This window comes from Embleya sp. NPDC050154 (genome assembly GCF_044460165.1).
Lineage (GTDB): Bacteria > Actinomycetota > Actinomycetes > Streptomycetales > Streptomycetaceae > Embleya.
The window spans coordinates 367,006-392,388 of the sequence record NZ_JBITJP010000005.1; the positions used below are offsets into that span (position 1 = coordinate 367,006).

At 71.5% G+C, this 25,383-nt stretch carries 25 protein-coding genes and 1 pseudogene; 21 read left to right on the top strand and 5 right to left on the bottom strand.

The window, feature by feature from the left end; translation table 11 throughout:
• Positions 1-22 precede the first annotated feature (22 nt).
• The 3 genes from ACIBSV_RS13615 (at position 23) to ACIBSV_RS13625 (ending at position 2,328) form a co-directional block, all read left to right on the top strand.
• Positions 23-667 carry a cell division protein SepF gene (locus ACIBSV_RS13615; RefSeq protein WP_026218733.1) on the top strand — a complete coding sequence of 215 codons (645 nt, stop codon included), beginning with the start codon at positions 23-25 and terminating at the stop codon, positions 665-667.
• 65 nt (positions 668-732) lie between these two features.
• Positions 733-1,017 carry a YggT family protein gene (locus tag ACIBSV_RS13620; RefSeq protein WP_020552920.1) on the top strand — a complete coding sequence of 95 codons (285 nt, stop codon included), beginning with the start codon at positions 733-735 and terminating at the stop codon, positions 1,015-1,017.
• A gap of 45 nt (positions 1,018-1,062) precedes the next feature.
• A complete protein-coding gene (locus tag ACIBSV_RS13625) occupies positions 1,063-2,328 on the top strand; it encodes a DivIVA domain-containing protein (protein WP_395862445.1) in 1,266 nt (421 codons plus the stop codon).
• Positions 2,329-2,467: 139 nt separating this feature from the next.
• On the opposite strand, the gene ileS is transcribed toward ACIBSV_RS13625, so the two are convergent.
• Positions 2,468-5,617 carry an isoleucine--tRNA ligase gene (ileS, locus tag ACIBSV_RS13630; RefSeq protein ID WP_395862447.1) on the bottom strand — a complete coding sequence of 1,050 codons (3,150 nt, stop codon included), beginning with the start codon at positions 5,615-5,617 and terminating at the stop codon, positions 2,468-2,470.
• Positions 5,618-6,245: 628 nt separating this feature from the next.
• Here ileS and ACIBSV_RS13635 point away from each other — a divergent pair.
• The 5 genes and pseudogenes from ACIBSV_RS13635 (at position 6,246) to ACIBSV_RS13655 (ending at position 10,948) form a co-directional block, all read left to right on the top strand.
• Complete coding sequence (locus ACIBSV_RS13635; RefSeq protein ID WP_395862449.1) at positions 6,246-6,695, top strand: TraR/DksA family transcriptional regulator; 450 nt, start codon at positions 6,246-6,248, stop codon at positions 6,693-6,695.
• A gap of 30 nt (positions 6,696-6,725) precedes the next feature.
• A pseudogene (gene lspA, locus ACIBSV_RS13640) lies at positions 6,726-7,343 on the top strand (signal peptidase II); the annotation flags it as partial.
• A 278-nt stretch (positions 7,344-7,621) separates the two neighbouring features.
• Positions 7,622-8,566: an RluA family pseudouridine synthase gene (locus ACIBSV_RS13645; protein WP_395862450.1), complete on the top strand. Its 945-nt coding sequence runs from the start codon at positions 7,622-7,624 to the stop codon at positions 8,564-8,566.
• A gap of 116 nt (positions 8,567-8,682) precedes the next feature.
• Positions 8,683-10,272, top strand: coding sequence for a Na+/H+ antiporter (locus tag ACIBSV_RS13650; RefSeq protein ID WP_395862452.1), 1,590 nt, complete (start codon positions 8,683-8,685; stop codon positions 10,270-10,272).
• A 76-nt stretch (positions 10,273-10,348) separates the two neighbouring features.
• On the top strand, positions 10,349-10,948 hold the full coding sequence (locus ACIBSV_RS13655) for a dienelactone hydrolase family protein (protein ID WP_395862454.1): 600 nt from the start codon (positions 10,349-10,351) through the stop codon (positions 10,946-10,948).
• On the opposite strand, the gene ACIBSV_RS13660 is transcribed toward ACIBSV_RS13655, so the two are convergent.
• Positions 10,852-12,096 carry a mechanosensitive ion channel family protein gene (locus ACIBSV_RS13660; protein ID WP_395862794.1) on the bottom strand — a complete coding sequence of 415 codons (1,245 nt, stop codon included), beginning with the start codon at positions 12,094-12,096 and terminating at the stop codon, positions 10,852-10,854. The genes ACIBSV_RS13655 and ACIBSV_RS13660 overlap by 97 nt on opposite strands.
• Before the next feature lie 159 nt (positions 12,097-12,255).
• Here ACIBSV_RS13660 and ACIBSV_RS13665 point away from each other — a divergent pair, with 159 nt between their 5' ends.
• The 4 genes from ACIBSV_RS13665 (at position 12,256) to ACIBSV_RS13680 (ending at position 15,630) form a co-directional block, all read left to right on the top strand.
• Entirely contained in the window at positions 12,256-12,894 is a 639-nt protein-coding gene (locus tag ACIBSV_RS13665) for a hypothetical protein (RefSeq protein ID WP_395862456.1), read from the top strand.
• Between the two features lie 87 nt (positions 12,895-12,981).
• The gene (locus ACIBSV_RS13670) at positions 12,982-14,010 is read left to right on the top strand and encodes an ABC transporter ATP-binding protein (protein WP_395862458.1); all 1,029 of its coding nucleotides are present in this window, start codon (positions 12,982-12,984) and stop codon (positions 14,008-14,010) included.
• Positions 14,007-14,828 (top strand): ABC transporter permease, encoded by an 822-nt coding sequence (locus tag ACIBSV_RS13675; protein WP_395862459.1) that lies wholly within the window; start codon positions 14,007-14,009, stop codon positions 14,826-14,828. The genes ACIBSV_RS13670 and ACIBSV_RS13675 overlap by 4 nt, the downstream gene beginning before the upstream one ends.
• A gap of 88 nt (positions 14,829-14,916) precedes the next feature.
• Entirely contained in the window at positions 14,917-15,630 is a 714-nt protein-coding gene (locus ACIBSV_RS13680; protein ID WP_395862461.1) for a hypothetical protein, read from the top strand.
• A gap of 351 nt (positions 15,631-15,981) precedes the next feature.
• Here ACIBSV_RS13680 and ybaK read toward each other — a convergent pair whose 3' ends face one another.
• The 3 genes from ybaK to ACIBSV_RS13695 are packed head-to-tail and all read right to left on the bottom strand — an operon-like array spanning position 15,982 to position 18,716.
• Positions 15,982-16,479, bottom strand: coding sequence for a Cys-tRNA(Pro) deacylase (gene ybaK / locus ACIBSV_RS13685; RefSeq protein ID WP_395862463.1), 498 nt, complete (start codon positions 16,477-16,479; stop codon positions 15,982-15,984).
• A gap of 20 nt (positions 16,480-16,499) precedes the next feature.
• Complete coding sequence (locus tag ACIBSV_RS13690; RefSeq protein ID WP_395862465.1) at positions 16,500-17,186, bottom strand: LON peptidase substrate-binding domain-containing protein; 687 nt, start codon at positions 17,184-17,186, stop codon at positions 16,500-16,502.
• Between the two features lie 39 nt (positions 17,187-17,225).
• Positions 17,226-18,716: an oxidoreductase gene (locus ACIBSV_RS13695; protein WP_395862467.1), complete on the bottom strand. Its 1,491-nt coding sequence runs from the start codon at positions 18,714-18,716 to the stop codon at positions 17,226-17,228.
• Between the two features lie 107 nt (positions 18,717-18,823).
• Between ACIBSV_RS13695 and hisD the strand changes: the two genes are divergently transcribed.
• The 9 genes from hisD (at position 18,824) to ACIBSV_RS13740 (ending at position 25,380) form a co-directional block, all read left to right on the top strand.
• Positions 18,824-20,179: a histidinol dehydrogenase gene (gene hisD / locus ACIBSV_RS13700; protein ID WP_395862469.1), complete on the top strand. Its 1,356-nt coding sequence runs from the start codon at positions 18,824-18,826 to the stop codon at positions 20,177-20,179.
• Positions 20,176-21,273: a histidinol-phosphate transaminase gene (locus tag ACIBSV_RS13705; RefSeq protein WP_395862471.1), complete on the top strand. Its 1,098-nt coding sequence runs from the start codon at positions 20,176-20,178 to the stop codon at positions 21,271-21,273. The genes hisD and ACIBSV_RS13705 overlap by 4 nt, the downstream gene beginning before the upstream one ends.
• Positions 21,274-21,294: 21 nt before the next feature.
• A complete protein-coding gene (hisB, locus tag ACIBSV_RS13710; RefSeq protein ID WP_395862473.1) occupies positions 21,295-21,891 on the top strand; it encodes an imidazoleglycerol-phosphate dehydratase HisB in 597 nt (198 codons plus the stop codon).
• Entirely contained in the window at positions 21,888-22,043 is a 156-nt protein-coding gene (locus ACIBSV_RS13715) for a hypothetical protein (RefSeq protein ID WP_395862810.1), read from the top strand. The genes hisB and ACIBSV_RS13715 overlap by 4 nt, the downstream gene beginning before the upstream one ends.
• 4 nt (positions 22,044-22,047) lie before the next feature.
• The gene (gene hisH, locus ACIBSV_RS13720) at positions 22,048-22,686 is read left to right on the top strand and encodes an imidazole glycerol phosphate synthase subunit HisH (protein ID WP_395862475.1); all 639 of its coding nucleotides are present in this window, start codon (positions 22,048-22,050) and stop codon (positions 22,684-22,686) included.
• Positions 22,687-22,776: 90 nt separating this feature from the next.
• A complete protein-coding gene (gene priA, locus ACIBSV_RS13725; RefSeq protein WP_395862477.1) occupies positions 22,777-23,511 on the top strand; it encodes a bifunctional 1-(5-phosphoribosyl)-5-((5-phosphoribosylamino)methylideneamino)imidazole-4-carboxamide isomerase/phosphoribosylanthranilate isomerase PriA in 735 nt (244 codons plus the stop codon).
• Positions 23,508-23,936 carry a RidA family protein gene (locus ACIBSV_RS13730; protein ID WP_395862479.1) on the top strand — a complete coding sequence of 143 codons (429 nt, stop codon included), beginning with the start codon at positions 23,508-23,510 and terminating at the stop codon, positions 23,934-23,936. Before priA ends, ACIBSV_RS13730 begins: the two co-directional genes overlap by 4 nt.
• Positions 23,933-24,694, top strand: coding sequence for an imidazole glycerol phosphate synthase subunit HisF (gene hisF, locus ACIBSV_RS13735; protein ID WP_395862481.1), 762 nt, complete (start codon positions 23,933-23,935; stop codon positions 24,692-24,694). Before ACIBSV_RS13730 ends, hisF begins: the two co-directional genes overlap by 4 nt.
• 119 nt (positions 24,695-24,813) lie before the next feature.
• Positions 24,814-25,380 (top strand): helix-turn-helix domain-containing protein, encoded by a 567-nt coding sequence (locus ACIBSV_RS13740; RefSeq protein ID WP_395862483.1) that lies wholly within the window; start codon positions 24,814-24,816, stop codon positions 25,378-25,380.
• Positions 25,381-25,383 lie beyond the last annotated feature (3 nt).

Here is a 25,383-nt window from a genome sequence, read left to right on the forward strand (position 1 = left end):
GTGAGACCGGAGGAAGCGGAACATGGCCGGCGCAATGCGCAAGATGGCGGTCTACCTCGGCCTCGTGGAGGACGATGTCTACGAGTATGACGATTACGATGAGGACGACATCGGCCAGGACGGCCGCGACCGGGTCGAGCGCACCGATCGTCGCGAGGAGCGGCGGGACGAGCGTCGTGAGGAGCCACGTGAAGTACGCGAACCGCGTGGGGAATCGCGGGAACGTCGCGAGGATCTCGTTCGTGGAGCTACTGCCCTTCGCGAAGCGGGGGCCCTTCGCGACGAAGGCCGCCTTGAAGAACACCGCGCAACAGTGTCCGCCATGCCCGAACGCCGTCCCGAGAGCAGCACACCGGTGACCGTACACAAAGTCGTCAGCGAACGTGAGCCCTACCGCATCACGACGCTGCACCCGCGTACCTACAACGAAGCCCGCACGATCGGCGAGCACTTTCGCGAGAGCACGCCCGTGATCATGAACCTGACCGAAATGGAGGACACCGACGCCAAGCGCCTGGTGGACTTCGCCGCCGGTCTCGTGTTCGGTCTGCACGGCAGCATCGAGCGGGTCACCCAAAAAGTCTTCCTCCTGTCGCCTGCTAACGTCGATGTGACAGCCGAGGACAAGGCCCGCATCGCCGAGGGCGGGTTCTTCAATCAGAGCTGAGGTGTGCGAAAACTGAGGCTAGGTGCGGTCCTGACCAGAAGGACGGCACACGAGGGGGCAGGTACATGAGCATCGCGCTGGAGATCATCCGCATCGTGCTCTACTGCTTTTTGATCGTGTTGTTCTTCCGCTTGGTGATGGACTACGTGTTCCAGTTCGCGCGGTCGTACGAGCCGCGCGGGGCCATGGTGGTATTGCTGGAGGCGACGTACTCCATCACCGATCCACCGTTGAAGTTGCTGCGCAGGTTCATTCCTCCGCTGCGCCTCGGGGGTGTAGCACTCGACCTGTCCTTCTTCGTACTGATGATCATCGTCTACATCCTGATCTCCGTCGTGGGCAGGCTGTAAGCGGTACCGTCTGTCCGATGCCGACGATCACGCTGAGGTGAAGAGATGCCGTTGACCCCCGAAGACGTGCGTAACAAGCAGTTCACGACCGTCCGTCTCCGTGAGGGCTATGACGAGGACGAGGTCGATGCGTTCCTCGATGAGGTCGAGGGCGAACTGACCCGACTTCTCCGGGAAAACGAGGACCTGCGAGCGAAACTCGCGGCGGCGACCCGTGCCGCCGCGCAGAGTCAGCAGCAGGCTCAACAGCGCAAGGAGCGCGAGCGCCCCGACGCACCCGTCCCGGCAGCCATATCCGGGCCGACCCCGGTTCCCCCGCCGCCCCAGATGGGTGGACCGCAGGGGATGCAGGGCGGCCAGCACCAGATGCAGGGCGGCCCGCAGCAGCTCGGTCCCGGTGGACCGCAGCAGCACCCCATGGGGGGACCGCAGCAGCTCGGTCCCGGCATGAGCGGTCAGCACCAGCTCCAGGGCCCGCCGCAGCACCAGCTCCAGGGCGGCCCCGGCATGCAGAGCGGTCAGCACCAGCTGCCCGGTCAGCAGCAGCACCAGCTCCAGGGCGGCCAGCACCAGCTGCAGGGCGGCCCCGGGATGGGCAATTCCGGCATGAGCGGGCAACACCAGCTCCAGGGCCCGCCGCAGCACCAACAGCAGCTTCAGCAGCACCAGTTGCAGGGCGGCCCGCCGCAGCTCGGTCCCGGTGGACCGCAGCAGCAGATGGGCAACCCCGGTGGCGACAGTGCCGCCCGGGTGCTCGCGCTGGCGCAGCAGACGGCGGACCAGGCGATCGCCGAGGCCCGCTCCGAGGCGAACAAGATAGTGGGCGAGGCGCGCACCCGCGCCGAGGGCATGGAGCGCGACGCGCGTTCCAAGGCGGACGCCCTCGAGCGGGACGCGCAGGAGAAGCACCGCGTCGCGATGGGCTCGCTGGAGAGCGCCCGCGCCACGCTCGAGCGCAAGGTCGACGACCTGCGCGCATTCGAGCGCGAGTACCGCACGCGCCTGAAGTCGTACCTGGAGAGCCAGCTCCGCCAGCTGGAGTCGCAGGCCGACGACTCGCTCGCGCCGCCGCGTACGCCGGCCACGGCCTCGTTGCCGCCGGCCATGTCGTCCGCGCCGGTACCGATGTCGCAGTCGATGTCCCAGCCTTCGTCGATGTCGCCGGCCATGACGCCGTCGATCGGGCAGCAGATGAGCCCGGCCATGACGCAGCAGATGTCGCCGGTGCGTCCGCAGGCCCCGCAGCCGCAGCAGATGCAGCAGCCGTCGCCGATGCGCGGGTTCCTGATCGACGAGGACCCCGACAACTGACCGGCCACTGAGCGTCGGTCGGCACATCCGAGAAGCGCCCGCCCCCTCCGGGGGGACGGGCGCTTCTCGGGTTTTCGGGGCGTTTCGGGCGAATCGGGATGGTTCGGGCGGGGCGGCCGGGGCCGCCCCGCCCGTCGGCTCACACCTTGCGCAACCAGAACCGCAGACCGAGCGCGGGGTCGCCGTGCTCGAACAACTCCTCGTCCTCCGGCGAGCCCTGGGTGAACTGCGTCGCCAGCACCTCGTCGGCGACCTGGACGCCGTGCGCGAGCAGCGCCGACGTGGTCTCCTCCGACTCGTCCGCGGCCCACCACACCAGGATCCGGTCGGACACCTCCAGGCCGCTGTTCTTGCGCGCCTCCTGGATCAGCCGGACCACGTCGCGGGCCAGGCCCGCGAGCCGCAGCTCGGGCGTGATGGTCAGGTCGAGCGCGACGGTGGCGCCGTCCTGGCCGGCCACCGTCCAGCCCTCGCGCGGGGTCTCGGTGACGATGACCTCCTCGGCCACCACCTCGACCTCCTCGCCCTCGACCACGACGACGGCGGTGCCGGACGCGCGCAGCGCCGCGGCCAGCGTCCCGGCGTCGGCGGCGGCGATCGCCGCGGCCACCACCGGGGTGCGCTTGGCGAACCGCTTGCCCAGCGCGCGGAAGTTGCCCTTGGCGCTGTACTCGACCAGGTCGCCGCCCGCCTCGGACAGCGCCGCGACGGACACCACGTTGAGCTCCTCGGCGATCTGCTCGCGCAGTTCCCCGGACAACTCCTCCCAGCCCGCCGCGCCGATCAGCGCGCGGCCCAGCGGCTGCCGGGTCTTGACCCCGGAGTCCGCGCGGGTGGCCCGGCCCAGCTCGACCAGGCGCCGCACCAGCGTCATCTGCCGGCCCAACTCCGGGTGCACCAGCGCCGGATCCGCCGTCGGCCACGCGGCCATGTGCACCGACTCGGGCGCGTCCGCGGTGACCGGACGGACCACGTCCTGCCAGACCCGCTCGGTGATGAACGGCACCAGCGGCGCCATCAATCGGGTGACCGTCTCCAGCGCCTCGTGCAGCGTGGCCAGGGCAGCCGGCTCCGCGTTCCAGAAGCGCCGCCGGGACCGACGCACGTACCAGTTCGACAGGTCGTCCACGAACGCGGTGAGCGCCTTGCCCGCGCGCTGCGTGTCGTAGGCCTCCAGGGCCGCGTCCACGTCGCCCACGAGGGTGTTCAGCTCGGAGAGCAACCACCGGTCCAGCAGCGGGCGCTCGGCCGGGGCCGGGTCGCTCGCGCTCGGCGTCCAGCCGCCGGTGCGCGCGTACAGGGCCTGGAAGCTGACCGTGTTCCAGTAGGTCAGCAGCGTCTTGCGGACCACCTCCTGGATGGTGCCGTGCCCGACCCGGCGGGCCGACCAGGGCGATCCGCCGGCGGCCATGAACCAGCGCACCGCGTCCGCGCCGTGCCGGTCCATCAGCGGGATCGGCTCGAGTGTGTTGCCCAGGTGCTTGGACATCTTCCGGCCGTCCTCGGCCAGGATGTGCCCCAGGCACACGACGTTCTCGTAGGAGGACCGGTCGAACACGAGCGTGCCGACCGCCATCAGCGTGTAGAACCAGCCGCGGGTCTGGTCGATCGCCTCGGAGATGAACTGCGCCGGGTAGGACTGCTCGAACAACTCGCGGTTGCGGTACGGATAGCCGAACTGGGCGAACGGCATCGAGCCCGAGTCGTACCAGGCGTCGATCACCTCGGGCACCCGGACGGCCCGCCCGCCGCACGTCGCGCCGTCGCCGCTCTTGGCCCGGCAGTCGAAGACCACCTCGTCGATGAACGGCCGGTGCGGGTCCAGGCCGGACAGGTCGCGCCCGGTCAATTCGGACAGTTCGCCCAGTGAGCCGACGCAGGTGAGGTGATCCTCGTCGCACCGCCAGATCGGCAGCGGCGTGCCCCAGTAGCGGTTCCGGGACAGCGCCCAGTCGATGTTGTTGTTCAGCCAGTCGCCGTAGCGGCCCCACTTGACCGTGTCCGGGTGCCAGTTGGTGCGCTCGTTCTCGCGCAGCAGCGCGTCCTTGACCGCGGTGGTGCGGATGTACCAGGACGGCTGCGCGTAGTACAGCAGCGCGGTGTGGCAGCGCCAGCAGTGCGGGTAGCTGTGTTCGTACTCCAGGTGCCGGAACAGCAGCCCGCGCTCGCGCAGGTCGGCGACCAGCGCCTCGTCGGCCTTCTTGAAGAACTGCCCGCCCACCAGCGGCAGGTCCGGCTCGAAGGTGCCGTCCGGGCGGACCGGGTTGACCACCGGCAGCCCGTACGCCCGGCAGGTCCTGAGGTCGTCCTCGCCGAAGGCGGGCGCCTGGTGCACGACACCCGAGCCGTCCTCGGTGGTGACGTAGTCGGCGAGCACGACGAAGTTCGCGTCCTCCAGCGGCAGCAGGTCGAACGGACGCCGGTAGGCCCAGCGTTCCATCTCCCGGCCGGTGAAGCGCTCGCCGGTGGCCACCCAACCCTCGCCGAGCGCCTTCGCCACCAGCGGCTCGGCGACCACCAGGCGCTCCTCGCCGTCGGTGGCCACCACGTAGGTCACGTCCGGGTGCACCGCGGCGGCGGTGTTGGACACCAGCGTCCACGGCGTGGTGGTCCACACCAGCAGCGCGGCCTGCCCGGCCAGCGGCCCGGAGGTGAGCGGGAAGCGTACGTAGACCGAGGGGTCCACGACCGTCTCGTAGCCCTGGGCGAGCTCGTGGTCGGACAGCCCGGTGCCGCAGCGCGGACACCACGGCGCGACCCGGTAGTCCTGGGTCAGCAGGCCCTTGTCGAAGATCTGCTTGAGCGACCACCAGACGGACTCGACGTACTCGGGATCCATCGTCCGATACGCCTTGGACAGGTCGACCCAGTAGCCCATCCGGGTGGTCAGGTCCTCGAAGGCGCCCACGTGGGTCATCACCGACTCGCGGCACTTCGCGTTGAACTCGGCGATCCCGTACCGCTCGATGTCCGGCTTGCCGGAGAAGCCGAGCTGCTTCTCCACGGCCAGTTCGACCGGCAGACCGTGGCAGTCCCACCCGGCCTTGCGCGGCACGTTGTAGCCGCGCATGGTGCGGTAGCGCGGGAACACGTCCTTGAACACGCGCGCCTCGATGTGGTGCGCGCCCGGCATGCCGTTGGCCGTCGGCGGGCCCTCGTAGAAGACCCAGCGCGGGCCGTCGGCGTTCTGTTCGAGGGAGCGCTCGAAGATGTCGTTGTCCCGCCAGAACGCGAGGACCTCGTGCTCCATGGCGGGCAGGTCGACCTGCGCCGGTACCGGGCGGTACATGTGGCTTCCTTCCGCGGGCTGTGATGCGTGCCTACCGAAGGGACGAGACCGCCGTGCGCCGGTCCCGCGGTACCACCCTTCTTGGCCGCGCGCCGCGGGGGCGGGCACAACCCACTCGTGTGTGCGAGGGCCGGTTCTACGGGCCGATCCGGGATCGCATCGACCTTTCCTCCGACAGCTCCGGGGTGATCTTCACGTCGCGCACACCCCCGGGCTCACACCGTCCCCGGATCGCTGATGGCTGCGTGCGGCGCTACTCGTCCCCATCGACACCGTCTCGCTCTGCGGATTGTACGACCCGAACGGGTCGTCGTGCCTCCGACTTCACCCGCCCCCAGGTGCATAACGATCCGCTCGGGAACCGGTAACGAACGGGACACGTAGAAGAGGGATAAGCGTGGTTGCGTCTGGGCACAACCGATTTACGTCGCCGCCCCGGCGCAATCAGTGACGGGACGGCGCGTCCGGTTGTCCGGGGCGACCCATCCCTAAGCGAAACAAGGGGGCCGTGACCATGACGGATACAGAGAAGGCGACTGGCGGGCGGACGCGTCGTGCGACCACGACGGCGACGCCGCGAGCCTCGGTACGGGGAGGAACGGGACGCACCGTGAAGGCACCTGCACACGTGACTGCAACGGCCACGACCACGCTGGCGACGCCGCCCGACGGGTTCCATGAACCGACGGTCTATGTGGTGCGACCCGGTGAGGACCCGTGGGAGCACGCGGAACTGCGCGAGGTGCGCGAGGGGCTGATCGAGACCGCGCACGAGCTTCGGGCCGAGATCGCGGTCTCCGAGAACGGCATCGCCGATCTGCTGCGCGACTCCGGCGAGGGCGCGGGCGACGACCAGGCGGACACCGGGACCAAGAACTTCGAGCGCGAGCACGAGATGTCCCTGACCAACAACGCACGTGGCATGCTGCTCCAGTCGGAGAAGGCGCTGCGCCGCCTGGCCGACGGCACGTACGGGGCCTGCGAGTCGTGTGGTTCGGCCATCGGCAAGGCACGCCTGCAGGCGTTCCCGCGTGCGACCCTGTGTGTGACCTGCAAACAGCGCGAAGAACGCCGGTAACGCCCACGCGGCCGGCGGCGCGCCGAAGGACTGGAGCGAGCCATCGGCACCGGAGCGGAACGACGGGATGACGCGGAGTCGCAGGCCCTCGCACAGGAGCCGGACACCGGGGCGACCGAGAGCGGGGCGGGCGGCGAGGAGCCGACCGCGCCCGCCGGTTCGCGCACCCGTCGATACATCCTCGTCCTGCTCGGCGTGGCGAGCTTCGCGTACGCCCTCGACCTGATCACCAAGCTGATCGTGGTGGCGAAGCTCGAGTACCACGCGCCGATCGACATCTTCGGCGACTGGCTCCAGTTCCGGGCCACCCGCAACGCGGGTGCGGCGTTCGGCATGGGGCAGGGCCTGACCATCGTGCTGACGGTGATCGCCGGCGCCGTGGTCGTGGTGATCCTGCGGCTCGCGCGCAAGCTGAACAGCCTTCCGTGGGCGATCGCGCTCGGCCTGCTGCTCGGCGGCGCGTTCGGCAACCTCACCGACCGGATCTTCCGGGCGCCGAGCGTGTTCGAGGGCCACGTCGTGGACTTCATCGCGCCCAAGCACTTCGCGATCTTCAACCTGGCCGACTCGGCGATCGTGGTCGGCGGCTGCCTGATCGTGCTGCTGTCCTTCCTGGGCCTGCAGCCGGACGGCACCCGGGAGGGCGACGAGAAGGACGACGCGGCAGGCGAGGCGGCGGGCGAGGACGACGCGGCGGCCGAGCCGACTCCCGCCGGCTCGACCGAGACCGCGAGCTCGACCGAGACCGCGACCGACGCGTCGGCCGAGACCGTGAACGGCACGAGCGGGGGCGTCGCCGACGCGCCGTCCGGTGCCACCAGGGCCGCCGTCGACCCGGCCGAGGCGAAGTCCACGCGGCCCGTCGACCCGGCCGGCGCCGACCACGCCGTCGAGTCCGGCCCGGACGCCGGGCATACTCGTATCTCGTGACTGTCAATCCCGGCTCGCCCGAAATCCGTACTCTTCCCGTTCCCGATGGCCTCGAAGGCGAGCGGGTCGATGCCGCGCTCTCGCGGATGTTCGGCTTCTCGCGCACCAAGGCGGCCGAGCTGGCCGCCGCCGGGAAGGTGCAGCTCGACGGCCGGGCGGCGGGGAAGTCCGACCGCGTGAACGGCGGGGCCTGGATCGAGGTCGAGATGCCCGGGGCGCCCAGGCCCGTGCAACTCGTCGCCGAACCCGTGCCCGGCATGCGGATCGTGCACGACGACGACCACATCGTGGTGATCGACAAGCCGATCGGCGTCGCCGCGCACCCCAGCCCCGGCTGGACCGGCACCACCGTGGTCGGCGGCCTCGCCGCGGCCGGCTACCGGATCTCCACGTCCGGCGCGGCCGAGCGCCAGGGCGTCGTACACCGCCTGGACGTGGGCACCTCCGGCCTGATGGTGGTCGCCAAGTCCGAGCGCGCCTACACGCTGCTCAAGCAGCAGTTCCGCGATCGCACCGTGGACAAGCGCTACCACGCGCTGGTCCAGGGCCACCCGGACCCGCACACCGGCACCGTCGACGCGCCGATCGACCGGCACCCGACCCACGACTACAAGTGGGCCGTGGTGATGGGCGGCAAGCCCAGCGTCACGCACTACGACACGATCGAGGCGTTCCGCGCCGCGAGCCTGCTGTCGATCAAGCTGGAGACCGGCCGCACCCACCAGATCCGGGTGCACATGGCGGCGCTGCGGCACCCGTGCGTGGGCGACCTGACCTACGGCGCGGACCCGACGCTGTCCAAGCGGCTGGGCCTGGAGCGCCAGTGGCTGCACGCGGTGAGCCTGGCCTTCGAGCACCCCGGCGACGGCACGTGGGTGCAGTACGAGAGCGGCTACCCCGCCGACCTGACCGCGACTCTGGAGCGGGTCACCGACCGCTGATCCTCCCCCTTCACCCTGTGCCGACGCCGTGACACCGATGCCTGAGGATCGGTGAATCGGCGGAGATTCGGGGAACGCTCCAAGATCGAATCGCGGTCGATCGGTCTGGGGGCGGAGTGGGTCAGCTCACGCTGCTGTTCCTGTTGATGTTCGGCACGGTCGTGGTCGTGCCGCTCGCGGGGCGACTGCGGCTGCCCTTCCCGGTGCTGCTCACCCTGTACGGCGTGCTGCTGGGCTGGCTGCCGTTCGTGCCGACCCTGCGGATCGATCCCGACCTGCTGTTGCCGCTGTTGTTGCCGCCGCTGCTCTACGCGGCGGCGCAGCGCTCCAGTTGGCGCGAGTTCGCCGCCAACGCCCGCCCGATCCTGCTGCTCGCGGTCGCGCTCGTCCTGGTCACCACGGCCGCGGTGGCGGCGGTGGCGAACGCGATGGTGCCGGGGCTGCCGTTCGCGGCCGCGGTCGCGCTGGGCGCGTTGGTCGCGCCACCGGATCCGGTGGCCGCCACGGCGGTGGCCGGGAGCCTGAGACTGCCCCGGCGCCTGGTGTCGATCCTGGAGGGCGAGGGGCTCTTCAACGACGTCACCTCGCTCGTGCTCTACCAGGTCGCGGTCGCGGCCGTGGTCGGCGGCACGTTCTCGCCGGTCGAGGCGGTGGGGATGTTCGCGCTGTCCGCGGTGGTCGGCGTCGGGATCGGCTTCGCGGTCGGCCTGGCCGGTCGACTGCTGCTCGGCCGGCTCGACGAGCCCACCCTGCAGACCCTGCTCACCCTGCTGGTGCCGTTCCTGGCCTACGTGGTCGCCGACGAACTGCACGGCTCCGGCGTGCTCGCGGTCCTGACCACCGCGTTCTACCTGGGCTCGGTCGCCGAGGACGCGGACAACGTGGTCGGACGGCTCACCGGGCGCTCGTTCTGGGAGGTCGTCGACCTGGTGGTCACCGGCGTCGCGTTCGGCGTGATCGGCCTGGAGATGTGGGAGATCTTCCACGACCTGCGCGGCGACCGGGTCCGGCTGTTCTGGGAGGCCGGCGCCGTGGTCCTGGTGCTGATCGTGGTCCGCGGCCTGTGGTTGTTCCCGGTCGCGGCGCTGGCCCGACGGCTGCACAACCGACTGCCGACCACCGGCGAGACGCAGACCCCGGACCCGCGCGAGACCGTCGTGGTGTGGTGGGCCGGCATGCGCGGCGTGGTGACCATCGCGCTGGCGCTCGCGCTGCCGCTGACCACCGACGCCGACGAGGCGTTCCCCGAGCGACAACGGCTGATCGCGATCGCGTTCTGCGTGATCGTGGTGACCCTGCTGCTCCAGGGGGTCAGCCTGCCCTGGCTGGTGCGCCGGCTCGGGGTCGCCGAGGAGGACGAGGCGGAGGGCCGCGAGGAACGCGCCATCGTGGCCGCCGCGACCAAGGCGGCGCTGGGCCGGTTGCGCGAACTGGACGAGGAGCGCGACCTCCCGGACGAGATGGTGCAGCGGCTGCGCGCCCGGCAGAAGGCGATGCTCGCCGAGCTCAGGCCGGAGGGCGCGACCGAGGAGTTGGCCGACGCGGTGGTCGAACGCTCCCGACGGATCAAGTTGCTGCACGAGATCGAGGCGGAGATGACCGCCGCCGCGCGCCGCGAGGTGATCGCGGCCCGGAGCCGGCGCGGGGTGGACCCGGCCGCCGCCGACCGGGTGCTGCGCCGCCTGGACCTGCGCAGCATGCGCTGAACCCGGCGTCGGCGCCCGGTACGGTTGACCCTTTGTCCGATGGTTTCCCGCATCCCGTCCCCGGAAGGACCCCCACGTGGCCCGCATCGTGCTGTTCCACTCGGCCTATGGGCTGCGCCCCGCCGTACACGCCGCGGCCGAGCGGCTGCGTGCGGACGGGCACGAGGTGACCGTGCCCGACCTGTACGACGGGCGTCGCACCGAGTCGGTCGAGGAGGGCATGGAGATCAAGGACGAGATCGGCGCGGACGAGCTGATCCGCCGAGCCGTGAAGGTGGCCGCCGGGCTCGGTCCCGGGCTGGTCTACGTGGGCTTCTCGCTCGGCGCCTCGATCGCCCAGAACGCCGCGTTCGCGGACTCCTCGGCGGCCGGGCTGCTGATGTTCCACGGCACCTCCGACCTGCGCGAGGACGCCCGCACCGAGGTTCCGGTGCAGTTGCACGTGGCCGAGCCCGACCCGTTCGAGACCGAGGACTGGCTCGGCACGTGGTACCTGGGCATGCGCCGGGCCGGCGCGGACGTGGAGATTCACCGCTACCGCGGCGCCGGCCACCTGTTCACCGATCCGGAGCTGCCGGACTACGACCGCGAGGCCGCCTCGCGCGCCTGGGCGATCGCCTCGGACTTCCTCAGCGAGATCGACTCGGCCGCGGCCGCGGCGGCGGCCAACGACTGAGGCTTCTTGGCCAGGTCGACGTACTTGCGCGGGCCGGTCTGCGCGGGCACCTGCACGGCCGGCTGGGCCTTGGCGAAGCGTCCGTTGCCGCTGTACGGGCCGACCGCCTCGTTGCCCAGCGGCGCGGGCGCGGTGGCGATCCGGGGCAGCGCGTACGGGTGCTCGCAGCGCAGGTAGTCGAGCAGCTTCTCGCGCACCTCGCAGCGCAGCGTCCACAGGTCGTCGGAGTCGCGCGCGGTCACCACGGCGCGGACCAGGATCGTGGTCGGCGTGGTGTCGGTGACGTACAGGCTCCAGCCCTGGCCGTCCCACAGCCCGGTGTCCTTGAGGATGCGATGCAGTTCCTCGCGCAGCTCGGCGACCGGCGCGGAGTGGTCCAGGTGCAGGAAGACGGTGCCGGTCATCCGGATGTCGGTGCGCGACCAGTTCTCGAACGGCCGGGAGGTGAAGTAGGAGACCGGCATGACGATCCGGCGCTGGTCCCACGTGTTCACCACCAGGTAGGTCAGGGTGATCTCCTCGATCGTGCCCATCTCCTGGTTGACCACGACCGAGTCGCCGATCCGGACCATGTCGCTGAAGGCGATCTGCAGTCCCGCGAACAGGTTGGCCAGCGCGCTCTGCGCGGCCAGACCGGCCACCACGCCGAGCAGACCGGCGGAGGCCAGCAGGCTGGTGCCGATGGTCTTCATGCCCGGGAAGGTCATGATCATCGCCGCGAAGGTGATGATGCCCACGATCGCCACGGCGGTCCGGCGGATCAACGCGATCTGGGTCTGGATCCGGCGTACCCGGCCGGTGTCCGTCGCGTTCGCCGCGTAGCGCTCGAACGAGGTGTTCACCAGCAGGGTGACCGCGTGCACGATCAGCCACGCGCACGCGGCGATCACGGTGAGGACCAGGATGTGCCGGACCATCCCGCGACTCTTGTCGGGCAGGGCCGCCGCGGGTTCGGCGAGCAACAGGACCGAGGTGCCGAGCGTCGCCACGATCGACGCACGGCCGCGCCGCATCATCGACCAGAGGGGTCCTGTCAGCGGCTTGCGGGTCTGTACTTCGCGGGCCAGGCGAGCCATTCCCCAGGTCACCAGACCCGTGAAGGCGATCACCGAGACGAGCACGATCAAGGGGCGAAGTATGTGCCACACGTCCACGTCGAGAGCCTCCTAGGGGGCTTGTGGTCAAACCCGTACGGTACCCGAGCGGGCCGGGCTCACCCACGCGTCCGTCCCGCGCGCGCCGGCCACCGCAGCCCGCGCGGGGCGCTAACGTGCGAGTCAGGCAGTGGACCGTACGGAGGACCCGCGATGTCCAAGTGGACCAGGATCGGCAAGGCCGGATTCGGCGCGGTGCGGCGCGGACAACGCTTTCGCAGCGCGTCCCGGGCGGCGGCGGAACGTTCCGCCGCCGGTGGTGCGACCGCGTTCGACCCGGACGTGGACACCCGGTTGACCCCGCGCCAGGCGGCGCTGCTGATCCGCTATCTGGCGGGCAAGGTGGTGCTGGGCCGGCTGGAGTTCGTGTTTTTGCTCAAGTACCTCCTGCTCGTGACGGGCCTGCCGCTGCTGTTTCTGTTCCCGCCGGCGGGGATCGTGCTGCTGGTGCTGTTCGGCCTCGCCGCGCTGGTGCAGTGGGTGATCGCGCGCGGGATCGGCCGGCTCGCCGCCTTCCACCGCCTGGGCGCGGCGGAGAACGAGATGACCGACGCGGCGACGGTGTGGTGGCCCAACCTCAAACGGGAGGTCGAACGGGTGGGCCTGCCCAGCCGGCCGCTCGCGCTGCTCAAGGTGGCCGCCGCCCGGGTCGGCCGCCGCCTGGACCCGGAGCGCGAGGCCGCGTTCGCGGCGATCGACTGGCGTGCGGTGATCCCGCGCGAGCAGTGGCAGCGGGCCCGGGTGCTGCTCGCCAAGGAGGCGGGCGGCCGGGCGGGCGAGGGGACCGCGTAGAGTCGTCTCGTCGTGTGTCACCCGGCCGCGCACTCGACGCGGGTCGCACGCCATCTCCACCACCTTCAGGACGACGCGCGGGGTCGGATGTACAAGCTGCCCGGAACGGACGAGCGGAGCGTGACCATCCCCGGCGAGCGCGCGAGGGCCGAACCGTGCTTCACGGTGCGCGGGCTGACCAGGACATATCGCACCGGGCGTCGGAAGAGCCGGCACGTGCTGACCGCGAACGACGCGATCGACCTGGACGTGCGCCGCGGCGAGATCTTCGGCCTGCTCGGCCCCAACGGCGCGGGCAAATCCACCCTGGTCCGCCAACTCACCGGCCTGCTGCGACCGGACACCGGCACGATCGACCTGCTCGGCCACGACCTGGTGCGCCGCCCCGAGATCGCCGCCCGGCTGGTCGCCTACCTCGGTCAGGAGTCCGGCGCGCTGGACGAGTTGACCGTCGCACTGGCGATCGAGACCACCGCCCGGCTGCGCGCCCTGGACGCCGCGCGGGCCCGGGCCGAGCGGGACGCGGTACTCGAGGAACTCGACCTGGGCGCGATCGCGGACCGACCGCTCAAGAAGCTCTCCGGCGGCCAGCGCCGACTCGCGTGCGTTGCCACCGCGCTGGTCGGCGCCCGCCCGGTGCTGGTCCTGGACGAGCCGACCACCGGCATGGACCCGGTCGCTCGCCGCGCGGTGTGGGCCGCGGTGGATCGCCGCCGGGCCGAACAGGGCGCCACCGTGCTCCTGGTGACGCACAACGTGATCGAGGCGGAGACGGTGCTGGACCGGGTCGCGGTGCTCGACGAGGGCCGGGTGATCGCGTGCGACACGCCCGGCGGACTCAAGGCCATGGTCGGCGACGAGGTGCGGCTCGATCTGGTCTGGCGGGCCGACCCGCCGATGGACGACCCGGCGGTGAGCATGCTCGCGCAGACCGCGGTGCGCACCGGCAGGCGGTGGAGCACCCGGATGGAACCGGGGGTGGCCCGCGAACTGCTCGCCGGCGTCACCTCCGGGCCCGCGTTCGAGGCGCTCGACGACTTCACGCTGTCCACGCCGAGCCTGGAGGACGTCTACCTCGCGCTCGGCGGGCGCCACCAGGGACTGGTCAAGGGATGAGAGTGTCGACACCGGTGAGTGCAGCGAGCATCGAGGCCGTGCCGGCGAATCCGGCCGAGGCGGTGGTACCCGCCCCGGCCACGTCGCTCGGCGCGGGGCTGCTGACCGTCTACCGCGCGCAGTTGTCCCGGGTGCGGGTCTCCCGGGTCCCGCTGCTGTTCGTCGCGGTGTTCCAGTCGGTCGGCATCATGATCCTGATGCGTGGCGTGGTGGACACCGGCAGCGACAGCGCGCGCCAGGCGGTGGTCGCCGGCTCCAGCGTGCTCGTGGTCGCCTTCGTGGCGCTCAACCTGCTCGCCCAGCACTTCGGCAACCTGCGCGCGGCCAACGCGCTCGACTACTACCTGACCCTGCCGGTACGCCCGGCCGCGGTGGTGCTGGGCATTGCCGCCGCGTACGCGTCCTTCACGCTGCCCGGCACCGTGGCCACCGCCGTCATCGGCGCGCTCATGTTCCAACTGCCGTTGGCCAACCTGTGGGTGCTGCTCCTGGTCGTGCCGCTGTCCGGCGCGGCGCTGGCGGGCATCGGCGCGGTGCTCGGCCTGCTCGCGCCGCGTCCCGAACTGGCCACCCTGCTCGGCCAACTGGGTATGTCCGCCGCGCTCCTGCTCGGCGTGCTGCCCGAGGACCGGATGCCCGACGCGATCGTGTTGGCCCGCGATGTGCTGCCGTCCTCCTACGGTGTGGACGCGTTCATCGCCAGTTACGGCGACCCGGACTGGGCGGCGGTGGCGGGCAACCTCGCGGTGTGCGCGGCGGTCGGCGTGGTGATGCTCTCGTTGGCCACGTGGTCCTTCCGGCGCAGTACCCGCGCGTAGCGCTCCGGCCCTCGTCGCCGCGACCACCAGACACACCGCCGCGCGGGGTCGTCCCGCCGGCTCGATCCGCACATGGGACGCTGACCAGATGACGTCTGCCGGGGATTTCGCCCCCTACCCCTCGCCCGAGGGCGCGCACGTGGGCTTCGCGCCCGGGCCCGAGGCGCCCCCCACGTTGTGGCGGCGCTATCGCGCCGACGCGGTGGCGTTCGCCGTCGTGGTCGCGGCGTGCCTGGTCGTGGGGGCGATCGTGGGCCTGATCTGGGAGCAGATCACGCCGCGCGTACCGCTGCTCGCGACGCAGGAGGGGGTCTTCCAGACCTCACCGGAGACCGAGACCTCGATCGCGCTGGACGGTTGGTTCGCGGTGTGCGGCGTGATCGCGGGCATCGTGCTGGCGCCGCTCGCGTTCTGGCGCTTTCGCCGGCAGGGCGTGGCCACCGCGCTCGCGCTGACCGTCGGCGGGCTGGCCGGGTCCTATCTGGCGTTCAAGGTCGGCGTGCGGCTGGGGCCGGACGGGATCATGGAGCAGGTGCGGCGGATCGGGCTGGGCAAGCGGTTCGACCAGCCGCTCGACCTCAAGGCCAAGGGCGTGCTGCTGTTGTGGCCGATCGCGTCGATGGTGATCTTTCTGGGGTTGTCGGCGGGGTTCGCGCCGGCGGATCGGGAGGAACCGGTGGCGGGTCCGGGGCCGTACGGGTGGCCGCCTTCTCCGCCGGGCGGGCAGGGTTTTCCTTGGGCGCACACGGCTGCGCCTCTGCCGCGTGTGGATTTGACCAAGCGGGACTCGGACGAGGGCTGAATCCGGCCGGGGCGGGGTTGGCCGGCCTGCGGCCCGCTGGGCCTCAAGCGCCGGTCGGGCTGTTTGTGCTCAGGCGCCGCACGGGCTGTTTGGCCTCAAGCGCCGGCCGGGCTGTTTGTGCTCAGGCGCCGCACGGGCTGTTTGGCCTCAAGCGCCGGCCGGGCTGTTTGTGCTCAGGCGCCGCACGGGCTGATTGGCCTCAAACGCCGGCCGGGCTGGTGTGCTCAGGCGCCGCACGGGCTATTTGGCCTCAAGCGCCGGCCGGGCTGATTGGCTCGAGTGCGCCGGCGGCTGGTGTGGTCGAGCGCCGCATGGGGTGGGTTCAGCCCGGCCGGTGTTTCAGGTCGGGGGTCAGGTTCGGCTCACGCTTGCGGTGGTTGCGGTGGTGAGGCGGATCAGGTCGGTGGGGGCGAGTTCGATTTCCAGGCCGCGGCGGCCGGCCGATACGTAGATCGTGGGCAGGGTGAGGGCGGAGTCGTCCAGCACGGTGGGGTGTCGGCGCTTTTGGCCCAGTGGGCTGATGCCGCCCAGCACGTAGCCGGTGGCCCGTTCGGCCGCGGCGGGGTCCGCCATCGCCGCGCGTTTGCCGCCGACCGCCGCCGCGAGCGCCTTGAGGTCGAGTCGGCCCGCCACCGGGACCACCGCGACCGTCAGCGCACCGTCCACGTCCGCCAGCAGCGTCTTGAACACCCGCTCCGTCGGGACGCCGAGCACGGACGCGGCCTCCTCGCCGTAGGACGCCGCGTTCGGGTCGTGCTCGTACGCATGCACCGTGAACGTGACGCCCTCGCGGGTCAGCGCCACCGTCGCCGGCGTGCCCTGTCCGCCCTTGCTCCTGCCCTTCGCCATGTCGGCGACCCCTCGATCGGTCAGTTGGGTTCGATGCTCTGCCGCAACAGCTCGACCGCCGGCAACGACGGCAGCCGGTCCAGCAGTGCCGCCTCCCGGCGCAGCAGCTCCACCTCGGCGGTCAACCGGGTGGTCGCGTCCTCGGCTTCCAGGAGCCGCTGCTTGTCGTGCGGGTCGAGCACCACCGCGGCGGCCACCAGGTAGGACAGCACCACCGGGTCCTCCGGCAACTCCGGCAGGCTCATCGGGGTGCGCTGCTGGGCCGAGAGCAGCCGACGCTGGTACTCGGCGAACGCCCGGGTCGCGGCCAGACCGAGCACGTCGGCCCGCTCGCCGACCGGGTCCTCCAGGTACTCCACCTCGGCGTACAGGTACGGACCCGAGTCGTCCACGGACACCAGCCGGAACCGGGTCGCCCCGGTGGCCACCAGGTCGTAGCGGCCGTCCTCGTGCGTCTTGATCGTGGCGATCTCCGCCGTACAGCCCACCGGGTGCAGGACGTCGAGCGGATCGCCCTGGATGTCGCCCACCTCGCGCCCGGTACGCAGCGCGACCACCCCGAACCGCTGCTCCGCCTGGGGCAGCACCTCCAGGTCCCGGACCAGCGTGCGGTACCGCTCCTCGAAGATGTGCAGGGGCAGCACCAGACCCGGATAGAGCACCGAGTTGAGCGGGAAGAGCGGAAGCCGGTCGGTCACGGTGACCAAGAGTAGGGCCTGACCGCCGGACCGCGTCGATCATTGATCTCAGGCGCGATTGAGCACCCGTGTGGCGCCCGCCGCGGCGGCCCCGGCGAGCACCCAGCCGAGCAGGATGAGCGTGTACGCGAGCCACTGCCCGGCGCCGGTCGGCTTCCACGCGGCGTCCTGGCCCAGGGTGACCACCGGCAGGAGCAGGTCCAGGGTGTACCAGAACGGGTTCCAGTGCGGCGCCTCGCCGGGCTTGAGCGGCGCGGGCGGGTCGGCCGCGAAGACCGCCGTACCGACCGCGATCAGCGCGATCAACCAGCCGAAGGCGCGCGCGGGGCGGTAGCCGTAACCGATCGCGACGTCCTGCACGTGGCCCCACAACCGGCCCGCCGGGCCCAGTCCGGCGCGCCGCCGGCGCTGCTTGGCCAGCAGCACGGTCCGCGCCACCTCGTCCTCGCCCGCCGCCCGGTACACGCCGGCGAGCTGGTCGTACGGCTGCGGGGTGTACTCCGGAGTGCCGCGCTCGACCCAGTCCACCCGCTGTTCCACGCTCATCGGCTGTTCGGCGCGCAGCACCGAGTACCGCGTCCCGGACAGGTCCAGGTCCCCGGGCGCCGGCCAGGTGTTCGGCGCGTCGGTCAGCGTGCCGAAGGTCGCGTTGGCCAGCACGATCCGCCCGCGCGGCGGTTGCGCGAGGGCCATGTGCAGGCCCTCCGCGGCCACCCGCCACATGGTCAACAGTTCGTCCGGCTCGGCGCACACCACCGCCCGACTGAGCACGATGCCGCCACCCAGGCGCGCGTCGTTCATCCGGATCGAACCGCGCACCGCGAACCCCACGCTCAGGTGCAGCGAGTGCTCCACCCTGATCCGCCCGAGATCCATCGCCAACTCGCCCGGGCGGTCGACGGTCGAGCCGTACAGCGTCACCCGGCCCCCGAAGCGACCGCCGTACAGACTCACCTGACCGGTGAAGACCGTGTTGTCCATCGACGTGTCCGCGCCGACCTGGAGGCCGTTGCCGTGCAGCGCGCCGCCGTGCCGATCCGGCCCGATCACGCAGTCGTCGATCCGCAGGTCGTTGTCCACCCGCGCGTCCAGTATCCGCAGGCCGCCCGCCACCTCGCAGGAGCGCAGCGACAGGTCGCCGTCCACTCGCATGTTGCGCCCCGACAGCGCGGCGAGCACGCAGTTGCGCAGGATGATCGTGCGGGTCGAGGCGACGTTCAGCACGATCTCGTCCTCGACCCGGCAGTCGATCAAGGAGACGTACACGTCCAGGCGCGCGCCGCCCAATTCCAGCGCGCCCACGATCCGGGCCCCGCTCAGCCGCAGCGCCGCGGTGTGGCCGGGCTCGGCGTCCGGCGGCTGGAGCAGCAACCGGGCCAGCACCCGGGCCCGGACGGTGCGGTCCGCGCCCCACGCCGCGCCGGCGCGCGGGTCGTCGTCGGCCGGTACACCCGTGCTCAGATCCAGCCGCTCGCCGCGCCGGTACGCCTCCCATACGCGCGCTTCGATCGCGGTCAGATGTCCTGGCGGTGTGCTCATCCGTGGTCCCCCGACACTGGAAGGCTGCTGAGTGCCCCCATGATCGCGTGTCTCACTGTCCGACACGCGAGGACGTTCGATTCGGCACCGTCTCTACACTGGGGCAGGTGATCTCCCGTATCGACCTGCGCGGTCCCGCCTCGCGGGCTGTCCTGGACAGCCCCGCCGCACTGCGCGACGTGTTGCCCCGAGCCGAACTCGACGTCGAGGCGGCCCTGGAGAAGGTGCGCCCGATCTGCGAGGACGTGCGTCATCGCGGCGTCGAGGCGCTGGTGGAGATCACCGAGCGTTTCGACGGTGTGCGGCTGAGCGACATCCGGGTGCCCGCCGAGGCGATCGCCTCGGCGCTGGACACGCTCGCGCCCAAGGTGCGAGCGGCCCTGGAGGAGTCCATCCACCGGGCCCGGATCGTGCACCGCGAACAGCGCCGGCGGGACGTCACCGTGCAGGTGGTGCCCGGTGGCACGGTCACCGAGCGGTGGGTCCCGGTCGAGCGGGTCGGGCTGTACGTACCGGGCGGCAACGCCGTCTACCCGTCGTCGGTGATCATGAACGTGGTCCCCGCACAGGAGGCCGGCGTCGCCTCGATGGCGGTCTCCTCGCCGCCGCAGGCCGACTTCGGCGGCCTGCCGCACCCCACCATCCTGGCCGCGTGCGCGCTGCTCGGGGTGGACGAGGTGTACGCGGTCGGCGGCGCCCAGGCGGTGGCGATGTTCGCCTACGGCGCGGGCTCGTGCGCCCCGGTGCGCCTGGTCACCGGTCCCGGCAACATCTACGTCGCCGCCGCCAAGCGGCTGCTCAAGGGCCGGATCGGGATCGACGCGGAGGCCGGTCCGACCGAGATCGCCGTGCTCGCCGACGACACGGCGGACGCCGGGCACGTCGCGGCGGACCTGATCAGCCAGGCCGAGCACGACACGCTGGCCGCGTCGATCCTGGTCACCGACTCCGCGTCGCTGGCCGACGCGGTGGTCGAGGAGCTCAAGGTACGGGTGGACGCCACCAGGCACCGCGAGCGGGTCATCGAGGCGCTGGCCGGCCGGCAGTCCGGCATCGTGCTGGTCGACTCGGTGGACGACGGCCTGCGGGTGGTGGACGCGTACGGCGCCGAGCACCTGGAGATCCAGACCGCGCACGCGGCCGACGTCGCGGCCCGGGTGCACAACGCGGGGGCGATCTTCGTCGGCGCGTTCGCGCCGGTCTCGCTCGGCGACTACTGCGCCGGGTCCAACCACGTGCTGCCCACCGGTGGCTGCGCGTGCCACTCCTCGGGCCTGTCGGTGCAGTCCTTCCTGCGCGGCATCCACGTCGTGGACTACTCGCGCGCGGCGCTGGCCGACGTCGCCGAGCACGTGAGCGTGCTCGCCGACGCGGAGGACCTGCCCGCGCACGGCGCGGCGGTGCGGGCCCGGTTCGCGGCCGGCGAGGTGGCCGGTCTCGCGGCGTGGGAGGAGGGCCGGTGACCGACCTGGACAGCCTGCCGATCCGCGACGAACTGCGCGGTCAGTCGCCGTACGGTGCCCCGCAGTTGGACGTCCCGGTCCGGCTCAACACGAACGAGAACCCGTATCCGCTGCCGGACGCGCTGGTGGCCCGGATCGCCGAGCGGGTCGCGGTCGCCGCGCGCGACCTGAACCGCTACCCCGATCGGGACGCGGTCGAGCTGCGCACCGCGCTCGCGTCCTACCTGACCCGGACCGGCGGCCACCCGCTGAGCCCTGCCCAGGTGTGGGCGGCGAACGGCTCCAACGAGGTGCTCCAACAACTGCTCCAGGCCTTCGGCGGCCCCGGGCGCACCGCGCTGGGCTTCGACCCGTCCTACTCGATGCACGCGCTGATCGCGCGCGGCACCGGCACCGGGTGGATCTCCGGCTCGCGTGACGCGGACTACCGGATCGACCCGGAACACGCGCCGGCGCAGATCGCCGAACACCGCCCGAACGTGGTGTTCCTGTGTTCGCCGAACAACCCGACCGGCACCGCGCTGGCCGGCGAGGTGGTCGAGAAGGTGTACGACGCCGCGCAGGCCGCGCGGCCCTCGTTGGTGATCGTGGACGAGGCGTACGTCGAATTCGCGCACACCGAGTCGCTGCTGCCGCTGTTGGCGGGCCGGCCGCACCTGGTGGTGACCCGGACCATGTCCAAGGCGTTCGGCGCGGCCGGCCTGCGCCTGGGCTACCTCGCGGCGGACGCCGCCGTGGTCGACGCGGTCCAGCTCGTCCGGCTGCCGTACCACCTCTCGGCGGTCAACCAGGCCACCGCGCTGGCCTGCCTGGAGTTCGAGGACACGCTGCTGGGCTACGTCCGCGAACTCAAGGAGCAGCGCGACCGGCTGGTCGTCGAACTGCGCGCGCTGGGCTGCGAGGTGACCGCCTCGGACGCCAACTTCGTTCAGTTCGGCCGATTCGAGGACCCGCACGCGGTCTGGGCGCGGATCCTCGAACACGGGGTCCTGGTTCGCGACAACGGGGTCCCCGGCATGCTGCGCGTGAGCGCCGGCACGGACGCCGAGAACACGGCCTTCCTGGATGCGATGCGCCGCGTCCTGAAGGACTGAGAGAAAGTCGGAATCACCGCCATGGCAAGAATCGGTCGCGTCGAACGCGCCACCAAGGAAACCTCCGTCGAGGTCGAAATCGATCTGGACGGCTCGGGGAAGGTCGACGTCGCGACCGGCGTCGGCTTCTTCGACCACATGCTCGATCAGCTCGGCAAGCACGGCCTGTTCGACCTGACCGTCAAGACCCGCGGCGACCTGCACATCGACGCGCACCACACGATCGAGGACACCGCGCTCGCGCTCGGCGCCGCGTTCCGCCAGGCGCTCGGCGACAAGAAGGGCATCCGCCGGTTCGCCGACGCGTCGGTGCCGCTGGACGAGGCGCTCGCGCAGGTCACCGTGGACCTCTCCGGCCGGCCGTACCTGGTGCACTCGGAGCCGGAGAACATCGCGCCGATGATCGGCCCGGACTACGACACCACGCTGACCCGGCACATCCTGGAGTCGTTCGTCGCCCAGGCGCAGATCTGCCTGCATGTGCACGTGCCGTACGGGCGCAACGCGCACCACATCGTCGAGGCGCAGTTCAAGGCGCTGGCCAGGGCGCTGTCCGACGCGTGCGTGCTCGACCCGCGCCGGGCCGGCGTGATCCCCTCCACCAAGGGCGCGCTGTGAGCACCGGCGCGATGGTCCTGATCGTCTTCGGGCTGTTCCTGGTCGGCGGATGCATCTCGTTCGTCAAGCAGGGCCTGCCCAAGAGTGTGATCGCCCTGCTCGCCGTCGGCGCGTTCTTCTCGATCGTGGCCGGCGTCCTGAAGATCGGATAGCCGCGTGCCCAAGAAGGTCATCGTCCTGGACTACGGCTTCGGGAACGTGCGTTCGGCCGAGCGGGCGCTCGCGCACGCGGGCGCCGACGTGGAGATCAGCGCCGACCACAAGGCGGCGCTGAACGCCGACGGACTGCTCGTGCCCGGCGTGGGCGCGTTCGCCGCGTGCATGCAGGGCCTCAAGTCGGTCCGCGGGGACACCATCGTGGACAAGCGACTCGCCGGCGGCCGGCCGGTGCTGGGCATCTGCGTCGGGATGCAGATCCTGTTCGCGCGCGGCGTCGAGCACGGCGTGGCCACCGAGGGCTGCGCGCAGTGGCCCGGCACGGTCGAGCGCCTCGCCGCCCCGGTGGTGCCGCACATGGGCTGGAACACCGTCGAGGCACCCGCGGACAGCGTGCTCTTCCGCGATGTCACGCCGGACACTCGGTACTACTTCGTGCACTCCTACGCGGTGCGCACGTGGGAGATGCCGGTGGTCCAGGACGGCCCGCACATCCCGCCGGACGTCACCTGGAGCACGCACGGCACGCCGTTCGTGGCCGCCGTCGAGAACGGCGCGCTCAGCGCCACCCAGTTCCACCCGGAGAAGTCCGGCGAGGCCGGCGCGCAACTGCTGCGCAACTGGCTCGCGACCCTGTAGGCCCGCTCTTTCGCAAGTCCCCGCCGTGCCGTGTTCGCGCCGCGCCCTTGAACGCATCGTCCGTACGAACTGTTGAGGATCCCCACCGTCATGACCCAGACCCACCGCCTCGAACTGCTGCCCGCCGTCGACGTCGCCGACGGCCAGGCCGTCCGCCTGGTCAAGGGCGAGGCCGGGTCGGAGACCTCCTACGGTGACCCGTTGACCGCCGCCCTGGCCTGGCAGAGCGCCGGCGCCGAGTGGATCCACCTGGTCGACCTGGACGCCGCGTTCGGCAAGGGCAGCAACCGCGAGCTGCTCGCCGACGTGGTCGGCCGGCTCGACGTCCAGGTCGAGCTGTCCGGCGGCATCCGCGACGACGCGTCGCTGGAGGCGGCGCTGTCCACCGGCTGCCGGCGGGTCAACCTGGGCACCGCCGCGCTGGAGACGCCGGACTGGGTGCGCTCGGCGATCGCCCGGCACGGGGACCGGATCGCGGTCGGCCTGGACGTGCGCGGCACCACGCTGGCCGGGCGCGGCTGGACTCGCGAGGGCGGCGAGCTGTTCGAGACGCTGGCCCGCCTGGACGCGGACGGCTGCGCGCGCTACGTGGTCACCGACGTGAACAAGGACGGCACCCTGACCGGCCCGAACCTGCAACTCCTCAAGGACGTGTGCGCGGCCACGGACCGCCCGGTGGTGGCCTCGGGCGGGGTGTCCTCGTTGGCGGATCTGCGCGCCATCGCCGAACTGGTGCCGCTGGGTGTGGAAGGCTCGATCGTCGGCAAGGCGCTGTACGCCCAGGCGTTCACCCTCGAAGAGGCGTTGGAGGCGGTGTCCCGGTGACGGGCAGTGACAATTTGGGCAGTGACAACTCGGGCAATATCGAGCGGTATTCGTCCGGCGGGCGGTGGGAGGAGACCTTCGGGTACTCGCGCGCCGTCGCGGTCGGCGACTACGTGCACGTGTCGGGCTGCACCGCGGTCGTCGAGGGCAACCTCGCGCACGAGGGCGACCCGCACCACCAGACGCTCGCGGCGTTCGCGATCGCGCTGGACGCGCTGGCGCACTTCGGGCTCGGCGCCGCGGACGTGGTGCGCACCCGGATGTTCATCACCCACGCCCGCGACTCGGACGACGTGGGCCGCGCGCACGGCGAGCTGTTCGGCGAGACCCGGCCCGCCGCGACGATGGTCGTGGTGGCCGGGCTGATCGACTCGCGGATGCTGGTCGAGGTCGAGGTGGACGCGTACCGGGGGAGGGCCTCGTGACGTTGGCCGTACGGGTGATCCCGTGTCTGGACGTGGACGCCGGCCGGGTGGTCAAGGGCGTCAATTTCCAAAACCTGCGGGACGCGGGCGACCCGGTCGAGATGGCCCGGGTGTACGACGCCGAGGGCGCGGACGAACTGGTCTTCCTCGACATCACCGCGTCCTCGGGCAACCGGGAGACCACGTACGACGTGGTCCGGCGCACCGCCGAGCAGGTGTTCATCCCGCTCACCGTCGGCGGCGGAGTGCGCGCGGTCGAGGACGTGGACAAGCTGCTGCGGGCGGGCGCGGACAAGGTGGGCGTGAACACCGCGGCCATCCAACGGCCCGAGCTGATCGCCGAGATCGCGGACCGGTTCGGTTCGCAGGTGTTGGTGCTCTCGGTGGACGCGCGGCGGCGCCGGGACGGTGCGCCGGGCTTCGAGGTGACCACGCACGGCGGGCGCACCGGCACCGGCATCGACGCGGTGGGGTGGGCCGCGAAGGCGGCCGAGCTCGGCGCGGGCGAGATCCTGCTCAACTCGATGGACGCGGACGGCACCAAGGACGGCTACGACCTGGAGCTGACCCGACTGGTCCGGGCCGAAGTGGGCATCCCGGTGATCGCCTCCGGCGGCGCGGGCGCGTTGGAGCACTTCGCGCCGGCCGTGGACGCGGGCGCGGACGCGGTGCTCGCGGCGAGCGTGTTCCACTTCGGCCTGTTGCGGATCCCGCAGGTCAAGGACGTGCTGCGGGCGACGGGCCACTCGGTGCGCTGAGCACGCGCGGGCCACGAGGAGCCGACCGCACCCGCGGTCGGCTTTTTCGTGACCGAATGCGAAGGGATTCTTTCGAAAGATTCATTGCGAAAAGATTCCTTCGGATCTACGGTGGGCTCATGAGCGAGCAGCCGCCGGCGCGCCGGATGATCAAGGACGTACAGACCCTCAAGGTGTTCACCCACCCGCTGCGGATCAGCCTGCTGCGGATGTTGCACGCCGGCGGTCCGGCCACCGCGTCGATGCTGGCCAAGCGGGTGGACGCGACGCCGGCGCTGGTCAGCTACCACGTGCGCACGCTGGCCGGCCACGGCTTCGTGGTCGAGGACCCCGAGCACGCCGAGGACGGGCGCGAGCGCTGGTGGAAGGTGGTCGAGGACCTCACCTTCTCGTTCGGCGACTTCGCCGAGGACCGGGTCGGCCGGGACCTGTCCGCGAGCATCGCGCGGGTGCTGGGCTCGCAGTCCGAGGACCGCTACCGGCGCTTCCTGGACGAGATGCAGGTGTGGGGGGCGGAGTGGGCCGGCGCGGCCTTCAGCGGCGCCCCCACGCTCCGGCTGACCGCCGCCGAACTGCGCGAACTCGCGGGTGCCATCCAGGACCTCGTGGACGGCTACCGCGACCGCGAGACACCCGGCGCGGAACACGTGGAGATCTACTACCGCGGCTTCCCCTACCGGCTGTGATCC

Bases quoted from the DNA above. Each gene is read 5' to 3' on its own strand.
- ACIBSV_RS13615 (WP_026218733.1), top strand. From the start codon at position 23: ATGGCCGGCGCAATGCGCAAGATGGCGGTCTACCTCGGCCTCGTGGAG.
- ACIBSV_RS13620 (WP_020552920.1), top strand. From the start codon at position 733: ATGAGCATCGCGCTGGAGATCATCCGCATCGTGCTCTACTGCTTTTTG.
- ACIBSV_RS13625 (WP_395862445.1), top strand. From the start codon at position 1,063: ATGCCGTTGACCCCCGAAGACGTGCGTAACAAGCAGTTCACGACCGTC.
- ileS (WP_395862447.1), bottom strand. From the start codon at position 5,617: ATGTACCGCCCGGTACCGGCGCAGGTCGACCTGCCCGCCATGGAGCAC.
- ACIBSV_RS13665 (WP_395862456.1), top strand. From the start codon at position 12,256: ATGTCCAAGTGGACCAGGATCGGCAAGGCCGGATTCGGCGCGGTGCGG.
- ACIBSV_RS13670 (WP_395862458.1), top strand. From the start codon at position 12,982: ATGTACAAGCTGCCCGGAACGGACGAGCGGAGCGTGACCATCCCCGGC.
- ACIBSV_RS13675 (WP_395862459.1), top strand. From the start codon at position 14,007: ATGAGAGTGTCGACACCGGTGAGTGCAGCGAGCATCGAGGCCGTGCCG.
- ACIBSV_RS13680 (WP_395862461.1), top strand. From the start codon at position 14,917: ATGACGTCTGCCGGGGATTTCGCCCCCTACCCCTCGCCCGAGGGCGCG.
- ybaK (WP_395862463.1), bottom strand. From the start codon at position 16,479: ATGGCGAAGGGCAGGAGCAAGGGCGGACAGGGCACGCCGGCGACGGTG.
- ACIBSV_RS13695 (WP_395862467.1), bottom strand. From the start codon at position 18,716: ATGAGCACACCGCCAGGACATCTGACCGCGATCGAAGCGCGCGTATGG.
- hisB (WP_395862473.1), top strand. From the start codon at position 21,295: ATGGCAAGAATCGGTCGCGTCGAACGCGCCACCAAGGAAACCTCCGTC.
- priA (WP_395862477.1), top strand. From the start codon at position 22,777: ATGACCCAGACCCACCGCCTCGAACTGCTGCCCGCCGTCGACGTCGCC.
- ACIBSV_RS13740 (WP_395862483.1), top strand. From the start codon at position 24,814: ATGAGCGAGCAGCCGCCGGCGCGCCGGATGATCAAGGACGTACAGACC.